15 protein-coding genes are annotated in these 15,927 nt (G+C 61.0%); 6 read left to right on the top strand and 9 right to left on the bottom strand.

All coding sequences use genetic code 11. The annotated features are described in order from the left end of the window. Nucleotide 1 precedes the first annotated feature (1 nt). From ACEWPJ_RS03550 to ACEWPJ_RS03540, 3 genes are read right to left on the bottom strand one after another with little or no spacing between them, the layout of a single operon-like run. Nucleotides 2–2,773, bottom strand: a complete 2,772-nt coding sequence (locus ACEWPJ_RS03550; protein WP_416510937.1) for a DUF4159 domain-containing protein — start codon at nt 2,771–2,773, stop codon at nt 2–4. Then, the gene (locus tag ACEWPJ_RS03545) at nt 2,773–3,648 is read right to left on the bottom strand and encodes a DUF58 domain-containing protein (RefSeq protein WP_416510935.1); all 876 of its coding nucleotides are present in this window, start codon (nt 3,646–3,648) and stop codon (nt 2,773–2,775) included. The genes ACEWPJ_RS03550 and ACEWPJ_RS03545 overlap by 1 nt, the downstream gene beginning before the upstream one ends. Continuing rightward, entirely contained in the window at nt 3,645–4,664 is a 1,020-nt protein-coding gene (locus tag ACEWPJ_RS03540) for an AAA family ATPase (RefSeq protein ID WP_416510933.1), read from the bottom strand. The genes ACEWPJ_RS03545 and ACEWPJ_RS03540 overlap by 4 nt, the downstream gene beginning before the upstream one ends. 71 nt (nt 4,665–4,735) lie before the next feature. Here ACEWPJ_RS03540 and ACEWPJ_RS03535 point away from each other — a divergent pair, with 71 nt between their 5' ends. From ACEWPJ_RS03535 to ACEWPJ_RS03520, 4 genes are read left to right on the top strand one after another with little or no spacing between them, the layout of a single operon-like run. After that, nucleotides 4,736–5,323 (top strand): DUF1285 domain-containing protein, encoded by a 588-nt coding sequence (locus ACEWPJ_RS03535; protein WP_416510931.1) that lies wholly within the window; start codon nt 4,736–4,738, stop codon nt 5,321–5,323. A gap of 2 nt (nt 5,324–5,325) precedes the next feature. Next, nucleotides 5,326–6,075: a hydroxypyruvate isomerase family protein gene (locus ACEWPJ_RS03530; protein ID WP_416510929.1), complete on the top strand. Its 750-nt coding sequence runs from the start codon at nt 5,326–5,328 to the stop codon at nt 6,073–6,075. Between the two features lie 60 nt (nt 6,076–6,135). Next, nucleotides 6,136–6,516, top strand: a complete 381-nt coding sequence (locus ACEWPJ_RS03525; protein WP_416510928.1) for a VOC family protein — start codon at nt 6,136–6,138, stop codon at nt 6,514–6,516. A gap of 2 nt (nt 6,517–6,518) precedes the next feature. Further along, entirely contained in the window at nt 6,519–7,202 is a 684-nt protein-coding gene (locus ACEWPJ_RS03520; RefSeq protein WP_416510927.1) for a helix-turn-helix transcriptional regulator, read from the top strand. Nucleotides 7,203–7,245: 43 nt separating this feature from the next. Here ACEWPJ_RS03520 and polA read toward each other — a convergent pair whose 3' ends face one another. Then, nucleotides 7,246–10,038 (bottom strand): DNA polymerase I, encoded by a 2,793-nt coding sequence (gene polA, locus ACEWPJ_RS03515; protein WP_416510925.1) that lies wholly within the window; start codon nt 10,036–10,038, stop codon nt 7,246–7,248. Nucleotides 10,039–10,104: 66 nt separating this feature from the next. Further along, entirely contained in the window at nt 10,105–10,287 is a 183-nt protein-coding gene (locus ACEWPJ_RS03510) for a zinc-finger domain-containing protein (RefSeq protein ID WP_416510924.1), read from the bottom strand. A gap of 97 nt (nt 10,288–10,384) precedes the next feature. Between ACEWPJ_RS03510 and ACEWPJ_RS03505 the strand changes: the two genes are divergently transcribed. Continuing rightward, nucleotides 10,385–11,320, top strand: coding sequence for an ABC transporter ATP-binding protein (locus ACEWPJ_RS03505; RefSeq protein ID WP_416510923.1), 936 nt, complete (start codon nt 10,385–10,387; stop codon nt 11,318–11,320). Nucleotides 11,321–11,322: 2 nt separating this feature from the next. Here the strand turns inward: ACEWPJ_RS03505 and ACEWPJ_RS03500 are convergent, their stop codons facing one another. Then, on the bottom strand, nt 11,323–11,703 hold the full coding sequence (locus ACEWPJ_RS03500) for an HIT domain-containing protein (protein ID WP_416510922.1): 381 nt from the start codon (nt 11,701–11,703) through the stop codon (nt 11,323–11,325). 11 nt (nt 11,704–11,714) lie between these two features. Further along, on the bottom strand, nt 11,715–13,292 hold the full coding sequence (locus tag ACEWPJ_RS03495; protein ID WP_416510921.1) for a DUF5928 domain-containing protein: 1,578 nt from the start codon (nt 13,290–13,292) through the stop codon (nt 11,715–11,717). Between the two features lie 148 nt (nt 13,293–13,440). On the opposite strand from ACEWPJ_RS03495, the gene ACEWPJ_RS03490 reads away from it, so the two are divergent. Next, nucleotides 13,441–14,259, top strand: coding sequence for a sulfotransferase family protein (locus tag ACEWPJ_RS03490; protein WP_416510919.1), 819 nt, complete (start codon nt 13,441–13,443; stop codon nt 14,257–14,259). Nucleotides 14,260–14,266: 7 nt separating this feature from the next. Here ACEWPJ_RS03490 and ACEWPJ_RS03485 read toward each other — a convergent pair whose 3' ends face one another. Continuing rightward, nucleotides 14,267–15,259: an adenosine kinase gene (locus tag ACEWPJ_RS03485; protein WP_416510918.1), complete on the bottom strand. Its 993-nt coding sequence runs from the start codon at nt 15,257–15,259 to the stop codon at nt 14,267–14,269. Beyond that, the gene (gene nth, locus ACEWPJ_RS03480) at nt 15,256–15,900 is read right to left on the bottom strand and encodes an endonuclease III (RefSeq protein WP_416510916.1); all 645 of its coding nucleotides are present in this window, start codon (nt 15,898–15,900) and stop codon (nt 15,256–15,258) included. Before nth ends, ACEWPJ_RS03485 begins: the two co-directional genes overlap by 4 nt. Nucleotides 15,901–15,927 lie beyond the last annotated feature (27 nt).

Here is a 15,927-nt window from a genome sequence, read left to right as displayed (position 1 = left end):
GCTATTGCCCCAACCGATCAAGCAGGGCCGGCACATGCACCTGATCAGATTTGTAATTGCCCGTCAGCACGTGCATCAAAAGGTTCACGCCGAAGCGCAGCGAAATTTCGCGCTGCCGTTCCCCGGCATAGCCGCGCCCGACGGGGAACATACGGCTTCCGTTGGCATCAATCGCCCAAGCCGACGCCCAGTCATTGCCGCCAATCACCACAGGCGTCACCCCGTCATTGAGGTTGCGGAACGGCATCCCCTCGACCTGCTCCGCGTTGGGTGGGGCGGCTTCGACCCAGACATCGCGGCTTTTGTAGCGGCCGGGAAAATCCTGAAGCAGATAGAAGGTGCGGGTCAGGACGTGGTCTGACGGCACCCGCTCAAGCGGCGGAATATCAAGAGGGCGCGCCAGCCGTTGCAGCACCTCACCATTCGATGCGGCAGAGCCGAGCCCCGCGTCGCGGGTATCAAACAGGATCATCCCACCGTTGCGCAGGAACCGGTTGAGCTTTGCGTATGCCTCATCGCTTGGCAGGGGCTGATCGCGGGTGATCGGCCAGTAAAGCAGCGGAAAGAACGAAAGCTCATCGGTTTCCAGATCAATCGGCATCGGTTCTGCCGGTTCTATCGAGGTGCGCTGGATCAGGGTTTGGCCCAGCCCCCGCAGGCCAGCATTGGCGATGCGGTCAACTTCCGGGTCGCCGGTGATGACATGGCCCAAAACAACCTCAGACGTGGCCGCGATGGCGAATTCATCGTCGGTCTGCGCATCGGCCCCCTGCGGCATGGCGAACATCAGGGCAATCACGACGCTTGCCGCTGTTGCCGTCCGTGGCCCGGTAAAGCGCCCCGTCAACCAAAGCGAGGCGAAGACGTCAATCAACAGGAACCCCAAAGCCGCCAACAGGAACGCCCCCTTCAGCGGCGTTTCCCGCGCCATCGTCAGCCCCTCGACGCGCAACCGCGCGGGCCAACTTGCGGCGCTTAGCGCGGTATCCGCATCGATGACGTTGACCGCGATGCTTTGCTCCCCCCCGGCGTAGAGGCCCGGCGGCATCCCCGGCCCCGGCACGCCTGCGGCCAGTCGTTCGCCGGCCACCCCGGCAAGCCCGCCGACCTCTGCCAGCTCACCAAACGCGTCGATCACCCGCGTCGGCACCCATGTCGTGCCCTCCATGTCTTCGGGTGACAGCGCGGTTTGGCGGGTAGAGACTGCGAGCCGCTCCAACATCTCAACAAACAAGCCAGAGATCGGCAGCGTCGACCAATCCGCATTCGCCGTGACGTGGAACAGAACGACCTGCCCGTCCCCCAACCGCTTGCGCGTGACAAGCGGCGTGCCATCGGCCAACGCGGCGATTGACCGGTTCGCCAGTTCGGGGTCGGGCTGTGCGACGACCTGGCTCGACACGACAACCTCATCCGGCACGGTCAAGCCATAGAAGGGGGAATCCTCGGCGAAGGGCAGCAATTCCTTCGGCTCGCCCCAGCTCATCGCACCGCCGACGCTACGCCCACCACGACGCAGGCGCACGGGCATCAGTATATCTTCCACATCGCGACTGACATCGCTTGCGGCCAGTTGCGGCCCGGCAAAGCGCAGCAGCATCCCGCCATTCGCCACCCACTCGGCAATATCGCGGGTTTCCGTGTCGGTCATCGTCGCGACATCAGCCAGCACGATCACGTCTGGATTGGCGAGCAATATGTCGGCAAGCGCCCCGTCGATCAGGTCTGCCGTCGGCTCCAGCGCTTTTTCAAGGAAGTGGAGCGGCGACAGAAGCTCAAGCCCCTCTCGTTGCCCGCGCCCGGCGATCAGCGCGATTTCCCGCCGCCGCAAGCCATCATCCGTGAGGCTTACCGCCCCCGCAGAGGCTTGCCCGACCAGCGCAAAGCGGTTGACGCGGTTGCGCAGTTCCGGCGGCATGTTCAGCGGTAACTCGGCTTCGGTCCGCCCCGGCCCGAACGAAAGCGTGCCACGGGCAAGTTGCCGTTCCTGCCCCGCCGGGTCCAGCCCGATGGCCGACACGCCGACATCTGCCGCAGTCGTGGCCCCGATGCGCGTCGCCTCGATCCGCACCAGCCCATCTGAGAACCGCGCCGGGCGGATGCCGTAGATCGGTCGCCCGCTTTCAACAATCGTGACCGAACCGCGCTGTTCCAGCGCATCCAGCACCACATCGCGGCTGTCGCGATCCAACCCATCCGACAGCCAGAGCGTATCGAACTCAGCGTCGCCCAGTGTGTCGATCCATTGTCCCACAACCTCGGCGTCCGGTTCATGCGGCGCAGGCTGCAACCCGGCCAACCGCCCGACCCAGACATCCGCCGACTGAAACGCGGGCCCGCCCGCATCGGGTGAAGTCAGGACAGTCACCGCCGCCGTGCGCCCTGCGCGGCTCGCCTCGGACAGCACACCGTCGACGCGGTCGATCCGCGCCTCCCAATCCGCGGCATCGGCCCATGTGCCGTCCAGCACCACCATCAGCGGGCCGGAGCCTTCGGTTTCGTCCTGCGGGTTCAAAACCGGGCCAGCAAAGCCGACAATCACCGCAGCAATCGCCAGCATCCGCAGCAGCAGCAGCCACCACGGGGTCTTGTCGCTTTGGCTGTCGTCATCGGTCAGACCAAGCAGCAGGATCACTCCCGGAAACAGCCGCCTGATCGGCGCGGGCGGCACGGCCCGCAACAGCAACCACAGGATCGGCAAGATCACCAGCGCCCATAAAAGCAACGGAGTCACAAACCCCACAGGGCCGAGGAAGGGAACCGTCCACGTCATCAGCGGCCACGCTCCAACGCTGTGTAAAGCCACAGCAGCGCCGCCGATCCCGGCTGATCGGTATGGTGCACATGATATTGCCACCCGGTCGCGCGGGCGAGCGTCGACAGCGCATCCTTCCGCGCCGCCAGACGGTCAAGGTATCGGTCCCGCAAATCGCCCGCTTTCAAAGTTTCATGCTTCAAAGCACCGGACATGCTTTCAAAAATGGTGCGGCCGTTGAACGGAAAGGCCTCCTCTACAGGGTCGAGGATTTGCAGCAACGCGCCGCGCACTCCGCGATCCGCCGCTTTGGTCAACGCGGCCTCAATCGGGGCGATGTCGCCCATGAAATCCGACAGGAACACGGCCCGCACGTTGGGCCGCAGCCCGGTCAGTTGCGGTGCCCCGTAGTCGCCATCGACCACTTCCGTCGTCAGTTCCTGCGCCATACGCAACAATTGCGGCTCCCCCGACCGAGGCGGGGTAACGCTATTGGCCATGCCGACGCGTTCGCCGGCCCGCACCAGAAGGATCGACAGGGCGAGCGTCAGGATATTCGCCCGCGCGCCCTTCGCCGGGATTTCCTTGTCCGAGGTGAACCCCATCGATGCCGCCCGGTCCGCCCAGATCAGCACGCTTTGCGCTGCCTGCCATTCGCGTTGGCGGATGAAATGAACATCGGATTTCGCGGACCTGCGCCAGTCGATCAACCGCGCCTCATCCCCTTCAACGGCGGGGCGATACTGCCAGAACTCATCCCCCATGCCGGATCGGCGGCGGCCATGTTCGCCCATCAGGACGGTGGCCGCCAAACGCTCCGCCTCCGCCAGCAGCGGCGGGAAGGGCGCGGCGAGTTCCGCCGCACCGCGTCTGAGGTGCCGGGCTGTTGTCACGCGGCGTCCTCAATCCGCGTCACCTGTTCCGTGATGCGGTCGATCAGCGCGCCAAGCTCCTCGCCCCGTGCCCGCGCAGCAAAGCTTAGCGCCATGCGGTGCGACAGAACCGGGCGGGCCATCGCGATGACATCCTCGACCGAAGGCGCAAGCCGTCCTTCAAGCAGCGCCGCCGCCCGCACAGTCAGCATCAACGCCTGCGCCGCCCTTGGTCCCGGCCCCCACGCGACCGACGCTTTCACGGCGTCCGGCGCACTCTCCTCCTCAGGCCGGAAGGCGCGGACGAGGTCAAGGATCATCTCAACCACACGTTCACCCACCGGCATTCGCCGCAGCAGGGTCTGGGCGGCCAGCAATTCCTTATCGGTGAACACCTGCATCGACGCCCCGGTTTCAACCCCGGTGGTCGCCAGCAGGATGTCATGCTCTACCTCACGCGTTGGGTAATCCACGTCGATCTGCACAAGGAACCGATCTAGCTGCGCTTCGGGCAACGGATAGGTGCCTTCCTGCTCAATCGGGTTTTGCGTGGCGAGCACGTGGAACGGTTCGCCAAGCGGACGGTGTTCGCCCGCTATGGTGACTTCCTTCTCCTGCATCGCCTGCAACAGCGCCGATTGCGTCCGGGGCGACGCCCGGTTGATCTCATCCGCCATCAAAAGTTGGCAGAATACCGGCCCTTCGATAAAGCGGAACGCCCGCTCCCCCCCCGGCTTCTTATCAAGCACTTCCGACCCCAGAATATCCGCTGGCATAAGGTCCGGCGTGAACTGGATGCGGTTGCCCTTGAGGCCCATCACCGTCGCCAGCGTATCTACCAGCAGCGTTTTACCCAAGCCCGGCAGGCCGATCAGCAACCCGTGCCCGCCGCACAGCAGCGCTGACAGGGCAAGATCAACGACCCGCTCCTGCCCGATAAACCGCCCGGTGATACTGGCCTTGGCCGCGGCCAGTTTCTCCTCCAACGCCTCAATATCGGCGACGAGGTTTTCCGGGGCATTTTCAGTCTCGGGCATGGCAAGATTCCCTTTGCATGATTATGCTTGCATTAAAGGACGAATGGCCGCGAAGAACAAATGACAAAACCATGAGTAATCAAAAACCTGACAGCCCATCGGCGGATACGCTCGCATCTGCTGCGAAACAGGCCGGCAAAAAAGGGCCGCCCCCGGTGCATTTGTGGAATCCGCCCTTTTGCGGCGACCTTGATATGCGGATCGCACGGGACGGGACGTGGTGGTATCTTGGCACCCCAATGGGGCGGAAGGAGCTAGTAAAGCTGTTCTCCTCCATCCTGCGCAAGGACGGCGACGACTATTTCCTCGTCACTCCGGTCGAAAAGGTCGGCATCACCGTCGATGACGCCCCCTTTGTCGCGGTGGATTTTGAGGTGTCCGGCGAAGGTCGCGATCAAACCCTGACCTTCACGACCCATGTGGACGACACAGCGACCGCTGGCCCCGACCACCCGATCCGCGTCGTGCGCGACCCCGAAACGGGCGAGCCATCCCCCTACATCCTGATCCGCGCCAACCTTGAAGCGTTGATTGACCGCAAAAGCTTCTACCGCCTCGTCGATATAGGCAGTCATGAGGATCACGACGGCGAATGCTGGTTCGGCCTTTGGTCCTCCGGCACGTTCTTTCCGATCATCCCCTCGGCGGAATTGCCGTAAGGATGCCCCGTTTCTGCGCGAACCTGACTCTACTGTTCACAGAATACCCGTTGGTCGACCGGATCGCCGCCGCCCGCGACGCGGGGTTTGATGCGGTTGAAATCCTCTGGCCGGATCTTGACGAAGCTGCCACGCTCCGCCGCACCCTCGACGCGGCTGGCATCCCGCTGGCCCTCATCAACACCCCTGCGGGCGATACATGGGGCAGTGCGGCCCGGTCGCGAACCGAGTTTCACCGCGACTTCTCACAAACGCTCGCCATCGCAGATGTCCTGCGCCCGCGCTTCGTTCACATCATGGCGGGGCTGGCGTCCGACCCCGAAGCTCGCAAGATTTTCACCGACAACCTGCGCCATGCGTGCGATCACGCGCCGGATCAGCAATTTGCGATTGAACCGATCAGCCCACAGACCGTGGCGGGCTATTTCCTCGACGACTTTGACCTTGCTGCAGAAATCATCTCTGACGTCAATCGTCCGAATCTGTCACTCCAGCTCGATATGTTCCATGCCCACAATATGACCGGCGACGCCCCTGCCCTCTGGCAACGGATGAAGCCCCACACCGCCCACATCCAGATCGCCGGGGTGCCGGATCGGCACGAACCGATTGGCGGCGACCTCGACTACCCTACACTCTTCGCCCAACTCGACGCTGACGGCTACGGCGGCTTTGTCAGTGCTGAGTATCACCCGAAAGGGCGCACCGAAGACGGCCTGACATGGCTTCCGAAAATTCCTGAACTCTCCTGACACAATGCTGTCAGGAGCACTGTGCGATAGCTGTTCCATCAACAACAAAGGAACACGCCGATGACCTTCAAACCGCAACACGCCCTTGTCTGGGCCGAAATCCCCGTTTCGGACCTGAACAAAGCCATGAAATTCTACGGCACGGTCTTTCAATACGACCTCAGCATCGACGACACCGGCCCCAATCCGATTGCAATGCTGCCAACAGCCGACTTTGCGACCGGTATCGGCGGCCACCTTTATCCGGGCAAGCCCGCACCCAGCGGAACCGGCCCGACCGTGCACCTAGCGGTCCCGGATACGCTCGAGGCGACCGTCGCGCGCTTTCGCGACGCCGGAGGCGATGTAACGGCCGACGACCCCGTAAAGATTCCCTTCGGCCGATTTACCTACGGCACCGATCCCGACGGCAATTCCATCGGAATGTTCGAGGCCGCCTGACCATGCGCAGGGCCGACCGCCTTTTCCAGATCGTTCAACTGCTGAGGGGCGGTCGGTTGACGACGGCGAAAACGCTTTCGGACAAGCTTGAAGTGTCCGAGCGCACGATCTACCGCGATATTGCAGACCTAATCGGCTCCGGCGTCCCGATAGATGGAGAGGCCGGGGTCGGCTACCTGATGCGCGCGGGCTATGACCTGCCGCCGCTGATGTTTACGACGGCCGAAATCACGGCGCTGGTCGCCGGCGCACGCTTGATCCGTGCGTGGGGCGGTGCCGCGATGGCCGAAGCCGCGCAAGAGGCCTTGGTCAAGATCGACGCCGTCCTGCCGGAAGAGGCCCGCGACCGTGCCGCCGCCGTGCCCGTTCACGCCATGTCGATGCCCGAAATGAACGACGAACTTCGCTGGCGCATCGACGCGCTTGATGCGGCGACCGAGGCACATAATCGCCTGCGCCTGTCCTACGCCGATGCCGATGGCACCCCGACCGAACGCAACGTGCGCCCGTTGGGTCTATGGTTCTGGGGTAAGGTCTGGACGCTGGTTGGATGGTGCGAATTACGCAATGATTTCCGTATGTTCCGCATTGATCGGATCAAACGGATGGAAACCCTCACCCGCTTCCGACCGGAACGTGGAAAGCTTCTGTCGGATTTCTACGCGCAGGAAAAGCACCGGCACTAGGCGGCTGATGGATCGACGTGATAGCGGTGATCGTGCGGCATTCCTAGTGCGCCTCAGCCCAGTTCGCCCCCTGCCCCGCGTCGACGACCAGCGGCACGTCGATCTTGACGGCGGGCATCGCGGCCCCTTCCATGATGTCCCGCGCCCGTTCGATCGTTTGATCGACGGCGCCTTCCTCAACCTCAAAGATCAACTCATCATGAACCTGAAGCAGCATTTTCGCGGGCAGATCGGCAATCGCGTCGTCCATTCGGATCATCGCCCGCCGGATCACATCCGCTGCGGTCCCTTGGATCGGCGCATTGATCGCCGCCCGCTTTGAGAAGCCCGCATGTGGCCCCTTCGCATTAATCTCAGGCGTATTGATCTTGCGCCCGAACAGCGTCTGGACATATCCGTTTTCCTTGGCGAATTTCACCGTGTCGTCCATATAGGCGCGGATGCCGGGGAACCGTTCAAAATACCGGTCGATGAAGTCCTGCGCGTCTTTTCTCGGTATCCGCAAATTCCGCGCAAGGCCAAAGCCCGAGATGCCGTAGATCACCCCGAAATTGATCGCTTTCGCCTGCCGTCGGATTTCCGGCGTCATGTCCTCCATCGGAACGTCAAACATCTCGGACGCGGTCATGGCGTGGATGTCCTGCCCGTCCTTGAATGCCTGCTTCAGCGCGTCGATCCCGGCGATATGGGCAAGGATGCGCAGTTCGATCTGACTGTAGTCGAGACTGACAAGCACCTTGCCATCTTCAGCGACGAACGCCTCTCTTATCCGCCGGCCCTCTTCGGTTCTGACCGGAATATTCTGCAAGTTCGGATCGGTTGAGGCCAGCCGCCCCGTGCTCGCCCCCGCGATGGAGTATGAGGTATGCACCCGTCCGGTATCCGGGTGGATATGCTCCTGCAAGGCATCCGTATAGGTCGATTTCAGCTTGCTCAACTGCCGCCAATCAAGCACGCGCGCGGGCAGTTCGTGTTCGGTCGCAAGGTCTTCCAAAACATCCGCACCGGTCGAGTAAGCCCCTGTTTTCCCTTTCTTTCCACCTTCAATCCCCATCTTGTCATAAAGGATTTCACCAAGCTGCTTGGGAGAGCCGACATTGAACGTCTCTCCGGCGAGTTCATGAATCTCCGCCTCCAGCCCCGCCATCTTTTGCGAAAACGCGTTTGACATGCGCGATAGCGTATCGCGGTCGACCTTGATTCCCGCCATCTCCATCCGCGCCAGCACCGGCACCAGCGGGCGTTCCAGCGTTTCGTAGACCGTCGTGACCTGCTTTTGATGCATTTGCGGTTTCAGCGTTTGCCACAGGCGCAGCGTGATGTCGGCATCTTCGGCGGCGTATTTCACCGCGTCATCGACTTTGACCTTATCGAAGGTGATCGCGGACTTGCCGCTGCCCAGCAGGGGTTTGATCGGGATCGGCGTGTGTTCCAGATACCGCTCGCTCAGCAAATCCATGCCGTGATTATGCAGCCCGGCATGCATCGCGTAGGACATCAGCATCGTGTCATCAATTGGTGCGACGGTGATGCCGTGGCGTGCGAAAATCTTGGCGTCGTATTTCATGTTCTGGCCGATTTTCAGGATCGACGCATCTTCCAGCATCGGCTTCAGCGCGGCCAGCGCTTCGTCGAAATCCATCTGCCCGTCAGCCAGTTTATCCGAGGCGAACAGGTCATCCCCCGCCTCTGCCAGATGGGTCAGGGGGATGTAGCAGGCTTCGCCCGGTTCAACCGACAGGGAAATCCCGACAAGGCCAGCGCGCATTTCGTTCAGCCCGGTCGTTTCAGTATCAACCGCGACGTAGCCGCGCGCGTAAATACGGTCGATCCACGCGTCGAGCGCGGCGCGGTCCTTGACCCATTCATAGGCATCCGCGTCGAACGGCACGGCGTCCGGCATCGCCACATCGGCGGCGGCGGGCGCGTCAGAGATCGTCGGCGCCTCAACCCCCATCTGGTCGGCGACGCGCTTGGACAGCGTGCGAAGCTCCATCTCTGCCAGGAAACCCAGCAGCGTGTCCGCCTCAGCCTCTCGCGCCTCCAGATCGTCGAGGGTGAAGTCAAGCTCCATACCCTGATCCAGCTTAACCAATTGTTTTGAAATGCGAATAAGATCGGCATTGTCGATTAGGGCTTGTCGGCGCTTCGGTTGTTTGATCTCTTCCGCCCGCTCCAATAGCGTTTCAAGATCGCCGTATTCGTTTATCAGCAGCGCCGCCGTCTTGATCCCGATCCCCGGCGCGCCCGGCACGTTATCGACGCTATCGCCAGCAAGCGCCTGCACATCAACCACGCGTTCTGGCCCGACGCCGAACTTCTCCTCAACACCCTCGGAGTCAATTCTTTTCACCTTCATCGGGTCGATCATTTCGACCCCGCCGCCGACCAGTTGCATCAGGTCTTTGTCAGAACTGATGATCGACACACGCCCGCCGGCCTCCCGCGCCTGCCGGGCGAGGGTTGCGATGATGTCGTCAGCCTCAAAGTTCTCAATCTCGATGCAGGGGATATTGAACGCGCGGGTCGCGTCGCGGGTCAGCGGGAACTGTGGTTTCAGGTCTTCGGGCGCCGGGGGGCGGTTCGCCTTGTATTTATCATAAAGATCGTTGCGGAAGGTCTTGCCCGAATGGTCAAAGATCACTGCGACATGGGTCGGCGCGTCATCGCCCTTCGCGTCCTCAACGAACTTGAACAGCATGTTGCAAAATCCCGCAACCGCGCCAATCGGCAAGCCATCGGATTTGCGCGTCAGCGGCGGCAGCGCGTGGTATGCCCTGAAAATAAAGGCCGACCCGTCGATCAGGTGCAGATGGCACCCTTTTCCGAATTGCATAGTAATCCCCCCGTCATCCATCAGGCGCGCCTGCGCCCGATCGCGCCGGGGCGCATTGCGCAGCGCTTATGTTGCGGCGTCCGCGTGGTCCTTGTGAACGAACCGTTTGTCGCAATAGCCACATTCGACCCAGCCCTTGTCCAGCGGGATCATCAACCAGACGCGGGGATGCCCCAGCGCTTCGCCGCTGCCGTCACAGGCCACACGGTAGGTATCGACAATCTCGGTTTCGGGGGCGTCTGGTGTCATGGGGCGTCCGATCTGGTTGTCCTGCGCAGTCGCGCGTCGTAAATCGGGGGCATGATAGCAGCCCGCGCAGCACGGGCAAGCCGGAAGGGGCACCTGAATGACCGCAAATGCGATCGAGATCGAAGGCTTGGTGAAAACCTACGCCGCCAGCGGCAACCAGCCGCCGAAACAGGCGCTGAAGGGGGTCGATCTGGCGATTCCGGAGGGGTCGATCTTCGGGTTGCTGGGGCCGAATGGTGCAGGTAAATCGACGCTGATCAACATCCTTGCCGGGTTGGTGCTGAAAACCTCGGGCGCGGTGCGGATCTGGGGCTTTGACCAAGACGTGAATCCCCGCCAATCCCGCGCTGCCATCGGGGTGATGCCGCAGGAACTGAACATGGACCCGTTCTTTTCGCCTCGCGCCGCGCTTGAAGTGCAGGCGGGCCTCTATGGCGTGCCGAAATCCCAGCGCAAAAGCGACGAAATCCTCGCCCTCGTCGGCTTGACCGATCAGGCCGAAGCCTATGCCCGCAACCTGTCCGGCGGGATGCGACGCCGGTTGTTGCTGGGCAAGGCTTTGGTGCATCATCCGCAAGTTCTGGTGCTGGATGAACCGACCGCAGGCGTCGATATCGAACTGCGCCAGATGCTGTGGCAGAACGTGCGCAAACTGAACGATCAGGGCATGACTATCATCCTGACAACGCATTATCTGGAAGAGGCGGAGGAGATGTGCGACGAAATCGCCATCATCAACCATGGCGAAGTCGTGGTGCAGGATAAGACCTCTGCCCTCGTTGGCCGGATGGATCAGAAAACCCTGCTGATTACGCCGGAAAACCCGAAGGCCAAGGTTAGCCTGCCGGATGGTGTCACGATGGAGCCTCGCGCCGGGGGAATGCTTGCCTTCAGCTATCGCACGTCAGAGATGACAGCAGATACCGTACTTCAGGCCGCAAGCGCCGCGGGCCTTGGCATTCGGGACATCCGCACCGAGGAACCGGACCTTGAGGACGCATTCCTCGCCCTCACCTCATCCCGCAGCGCCTAACGCTACGCCCGCATCAGCATTGGCCCAAGCGGACGTCCCGACAGGATATGGACATGTAGATGCGGCACATCCTGAACGCCCGCAGTGCCCGCGTTTGAAATCAGGCGGTAACCCATGCCGTCGCCACCCAGATCGACGCCCAACTGCTTGCAGATCGCACCAATGGTGCGGGTGTAATCCGCGATCTCGGCATCGCTCGCCTCGCTTGCGAAATGGTCATAGCTGACATAGGCGCCCTTTGGGATCACCAGCACATGCTCTGGTGCTTGCGGCGCAATGTCCCGAAACGCGAGCGTGTGGTCGGTTTCCATAACCGTGTCGTTCGGAATCTCTCCGCGCAGGATTTTCGCAAAGATGTTCTGATCGTCGTAGGTATAGGCCATGTCTGTCTTCCTTAGTCAGCGAATAGATGATCCGTCGCGGCAACGTCGCGGGCTTTGTCGGGCGGCAGGTCCAGAAACTTCGCCAGCGGAGCAGCGTTTTCATCGACCGACGCCCATTCCCGGATGCGATGGTAATCCGGGAAATTCGCGTCACGCAATCGCTCACTCTCAAACAGCACGTCATAGCGGATTGTCGGCAAAAGTCGGTTGATCGTTTCATCAGGCGTGCGTTCCGCTGCCAGCCCGACCCGCTTTGCGTGGCCAATCAGGTAATCGTCGGTGAAGTCGCATTCAATCTCAAGCAGCCGGGTCGTGCTTCGGTCCGCGTAGAAATCGTGCATCAGGTCGATATTACTGGGGTCAAGGCAGATCAGCAGGCGGTTCGTGTCGTAATAGTCAAACAGCATCCGCATCAGGGCACGCCGGTGCCGTGTGCGTTTGCCCAGCGTCGTCTGGATGCCGCCAAGGTCGGGCAGCGGCGTGTCCTCCTCATCAAACAGATAGTCGATGGAGGGCAGATTGGTCACTTGCCGCACCTTTTCGACCAGCCGCTTGGCGACGTGCCATTTCTTGCAGGCAACGACCAGCAATTCGCGTTCCCGGCCCAGCGAGCTTTCGGTTTCCCAGAACCGCGGTGCGAACCGGCGACCATAGCGCCCCCGCCCGGTCAGGAACTTGTAGAGACTGCGCCCCTCGTTCGAGATTTCGAACGTCACGCCCTCCTGTGCATAAAGCGCGCCCAGCCGCGCCTTCAACTCGTGCGCCTCGGGGCTGATCTTGCGGGCAAACAGGAAATCCTGGCTTAGCAGCAGGTCGTAGTGATCGTTGTAGAACGTGACCGGCATCCCGTAGTCCGAGAACATCAGGAACGTCAGCGTGCGGGTGCGAATCTCCTCCTCGGGCACGAGGTGGCGCACGGCGGTTTGAAAGAACGTCTCGTCCGGTATCCACGTCGTGCGGAAAAACCGCATGACATCGGGGCGGGATTTCGTGAACTCCAGCACCCATTCAATCGTGCGCCGGCGCAGACACCACCATTGACTGCCGATCATGACCTGAATGTCATCCGGGATCGGGCGCTCCCAACCGAGTTTCTTTTGTAGATTATAGGCGCCATAAAACAGCGCCTTATGCTTCCGTTCGTTGAAGAAGTGACGATAGATCAGCCGGTCGCCCTTCATCCCGGTCTTGATCCAGTTGCTTTTGAAGAAATCGAAGCATTCGATGTAATCGACATCGTCGGCATCCAGCAGATCGTGGGCGTATTCCGCCGATTTGATCGCCATGCAATCGCCCGACAGCATGTAGAAATGCGTCGCGCGGGGAAACCCCTCGACCGCTGCTTCAACCGCGCGCAAGGTCGCCTCGACCAGCGACCATTCCCCCCAGCCGCATTTCACACGTTTTTTCGCAAAAACCACGTTGGGATTGTCGCCAAGTGCCGCCTGAATACGCGCGTAATCCTTGGGGTTGGCGTTGGCATCAAAATGGATCGCCATGCAGTCGCCAGCGGCCGTCAAACTCTCCGCCTGTTTGATGATCGCGTCGGGGTCTTTGTGGCACAGCAGAATGAATGCAATTTTTGCCATTAGGGACCAAAACTTCCGGTAGCCAGCGAACTGCTACATAGATAACGTGAAGAGTGATTGAATAAACAGGGTTTGTTTGCTTTTTTGAAAGACATTGCCCGGCAACAACAGATTTGCAGGTTTGGGACAGTGCGGAGGCGAGTTTACGATGGGGTTTCCCGGCACCTGGATGACGCAAAGCGAAAGCGTAGTGTATCGCGTCGTCCCCAAATGCGCGTGTTCGACGATCGGTCAGGTCATGTATTACTCCGACCATGGGGAGTTTTTTGACGGCGACATTCACGACGCCCAGAAGGGTCTGCACAAATGGGCGCTGGAACACAGCCAACCGATCATCGAACAGAATGTGAAAGCCCACAAATCCTATTCGTTCACCTGCGTGCGCAATCCTTATACCCGCATCCTCAGTTCGTTTTTCGACAAGATTTGCGGCATTCAGCGCAACGGCAAACGCTATCGCGGCAACCTTGTGCCGCTTCTCGTCCAGAAATATGGGATTGAGGTTGGCGACCCCGAAACCGGCTTTGAGTTTGACCAGATCAAATCCTTCCGCCGCTTCCTGCTCTTCGCGCGCGACACAATCCGGTTCCGCCGCCCGATGGACCCGGATATTCACTGGTCCGCCATGTCGGGCCACGTCGCGACCTTCATCGCCAATGGTGGCCGCTACGACAACATTTTCTACACTGAGAAGTTCAACGACGGTATGCAATCCGTGCTTGACGCGATTGAAACGCCGAACGCAATCGACCTGACGAGCATCCCGCGTTTCAATGAATCCGAAGGCCACGGCCCCAAACGCGCCCACCCGGTCGAAGACTATTTCGACGACCTGTCACGGCACCTCGTCTATGAAATCTACAAGCGCGATTTCAACCTGTTCAAATACGACTTCCACGATCCATCGAACAAAATGCCGACCGGGGAAATCGACCTTGACGAAATCCACGCAAAGCTTGGGAACTAGCCGGCGCTTAGATCAAGCCGTCATTCTGAAACAACTGCTTGATATCCGCCTTGGGCCGCGCGCCCATGTGGCGAATAACCTCTGACGCCGCGATACAGCCCATGCGCCCGCATGTTTCAAGCGCCTGCCCCGTCGCCAGCCCATACAGGAACCCGGCGGCAAACTGATCGCCCGCGCCCGTCGCATCGACCGGAGTCACCTTCGTCACCGGCACCTCGACCCGCTCCTCACTCCGGATCAGAACGACAGGGTCGCCTGACCGCGTGCAAACCACCGTGTTGCAATCCGCATGGGCGTGGTCCAGCGCGTCTTCCAGCGTTTCGGTCTGGTAAAGCGACATCCACTCTTCCTGATTGCCGATGACATAATCCATCTCGCCGGCGACCAGCGTGCGGAAATCATCGCGGTGCCGATCAACGCAGAACGGATCGGACAACGCGATCCCCGCGACGCCCCCGGCGGCCCGACAGGCGCGCGCGGCGGCGGTGAATGCCTCTTTCCCTTTGGGTTTGTCGTAAAGATACCCCTCAAGGAACAGGATCTCCCCCTCAGCCGCCACATCGTCCGAAACGTCATCCGGCCCCAGCTCTGCGGAGATACCGAGGTATGTGTTCATCGACCGCTCCCCATCCGGGGACACGAAGATCATCGAACGAGATGTCGGAAGCTCGCCCCCCGCAACCGGCGGGTTCACGAAATCGGTCCCGTCCTCATCCATCGACTTTGCATAAAACCGCCCCAGCGCATCGTCATGCACCCGCCCGATGAACGCCGTCTTCAGCCCCAGCGTGCCAAGCCCCGCCAGCGTGTTCGCGACCGACCCACCCGGCACCTGCGCACGGCCTTCCATGGCACCATATAGCGTTTCGGCCCGCTCTCGCTCCACAAGCTGCATGATGCCCTTCTGGATGCCCATATGCTCCAGAAAGCTGTCGTCGGATTGCGTCAGCACATCGACAATCGCGTTGCCGATCCCGACAACCTTGTAGCGCTTCGTCATATCGTCTTGTCCTCATAAGGGCAGAGATCGCGGATCAGGCAATTTCCGCAGGCCGGTTTGCGGGCCTTACAAACATAGCGCCCGTGCAGGATCAACCAGTGATGCGCGTGCTGCTGAAATTCCGCCGGAATGTTGTCCTCAATGGCGCGCTCAACCGCATCCACATCTTTGCCCGGCGCAATGCCAGTGCGGTTCCCGACCCGAAAGATATGCGTATCGACCGCTTGCGTCGGTTGCTTGAACCACATGTTCAGAACCACATTCGCCGTCTTGCGCCCGACCCCCGGCAGTGACACCAGCGCCGCGCGGGATGACGGAACCTCTCCGCCATAGTCATCGACCAAAATCCGGCTCAGCTTCATGACGTTCTTCGCCTTCTGGCGAAACAGCCCGATCGTCTTGATATGCTCAAGCAGCCCCTCTTCGCCCAGCGCCAGCATCTTTTCCGGCGTATCGGCCACCTGAAACAACGCCCGCGTCGCCTTGTTCACCCCGGCATCCGTCGCCTGCGCCGACAGCGCAACTGCCACGACCAGAGTATAGACGTTGACGTGCTCAAGCTCCCCCTTCGGCTCCGGCTCCGCCTCGCGGAAACGGCTGAAGATTTCATGTATCTTGTGATAATCAAGTTGCTTTGCCATGCCGACCGATATGCACCGCGAACCGCG

Source organism: Aliiroseovarius sp. YM-037 (assembly GCF_048060095.1).
Classification (GTDB): domain Bacteria; phylum Pseudomonadota; class Alphaproteobacteria; order Rhodobacterales; family Rhodobacteraceae; genus JBLUOA01.
This window is presented reverse-complemented; position numbering and strand designations above follow the sequence as displayed.

What these genes read in the sequence shown, in the direction of transcription:
- ACEWPJ_RS03550 (WP_416510937.1), bottom strand. Translation starts at nt 2,773, where the DNA reads ATGACGTGGACGGTTCCCTTCCTCGGCCCTGTGGGGTTTGTGACTCCG.
- ACEWPJ_RS03540 (WP_416510933.1), bottom strand. Translation starts at nt 4,664, where the DNA reads ATGCCCGAGACTGAAAATGCCCCGGAAAACCTCGTCGCCGATATTGAG.
- ACEWPJ_RS03535 (WP_416510931.1), top strand. Translation starts at nt 4,736, where the DNA reads ATGAGTAATCAAAAACCTGACAGCCCATCGGCGGATACGCTCGCATCT.
- ACEWPJ_RS03530 (WP_416510929.1), top strand. Translation starts at nt 5,326, where the DNA reads ATGCCCCGTTTCTGCGCGAACCTGACTCTACTGTTCACAGAATACCCG.
- ACEWPJ_RS03525 (WP_416510928.1), top strand. Translation starts at nt 6,136, where the DNA reads ATGACCTTCAAACCGCAACACGCCCTTGTCTGGGCCGAAATCCCCGTT.
- ACEWPJ_RS03520 (WP_416510927.1), top strand. Translation starts at nt 6,519, where the DNA reads ATGCGCAGGGCCGACCGCCTTTTCCAGATCGTTCAACTGCTGAGGGGC.
- polA (WP_416510925.1), bottom strand. Translation starts at nt 10,038, where the DNA reads ATGCAATTCGGAAAAGGGTGCCATCTGCACCTGATCGACGGGTCGGCC.
- ACEWPJ_RS03510 (WP_416510924.1), bottom strand. Translation starts at nt 10,287, where the DNA reads ATGACACCAGACGCCCCCGAAACCGAGATTGTCGATACCTACCGTGTG.
- ACEWPJ_RS03505 (WP_416510923.1), top strand. Translation starts at nt 10,385, where the DNA reads ATGACCGCAAATGCGATCGAGATCGAAGGCTTGGTGAAAACCTACGCC.
- ACEWPJ_RS03500 (WP_416510922.1), bottom strand. Translation starts at nt 11,703, where the DNA reads ATGGCCTATACCTACGACGATCAGAACATCTTTGCGAAAATCCTGCGC.
- ACEWPJ_RS03495 (WP_416510921.1), bottom strand. Translation starts at nt 13,292, where the DNA reads ATGGCAAAAATTGCATTCATTCTGCTGTGCCACAAAGACCCCGACGCG.
- ACEWPJ_RS03490 (WP_416510919.1), top strand. Translation starts at nt 13,441, where the DNA reads ATGGGGTTTCCCGGCACCTGGATGACGCAAAGCGAAAGCGTAGTGTAT.
- ACEWPJ_RS03485 (WP_416510918.1), bottom strand. Translation starts at nt 15,259, where the DNA reads ATGACGAAGCGCTACAAGGTTGTCGGGATCGGCAACGCGATTGTCGAT.
- nth (WP_416510916.1), bottom strand. Translation starts at nt 15,900, where the DNA reads ATGGCAAAGCAACTTGATTATCACAAGATACATGAAATCTTCAGCCGT.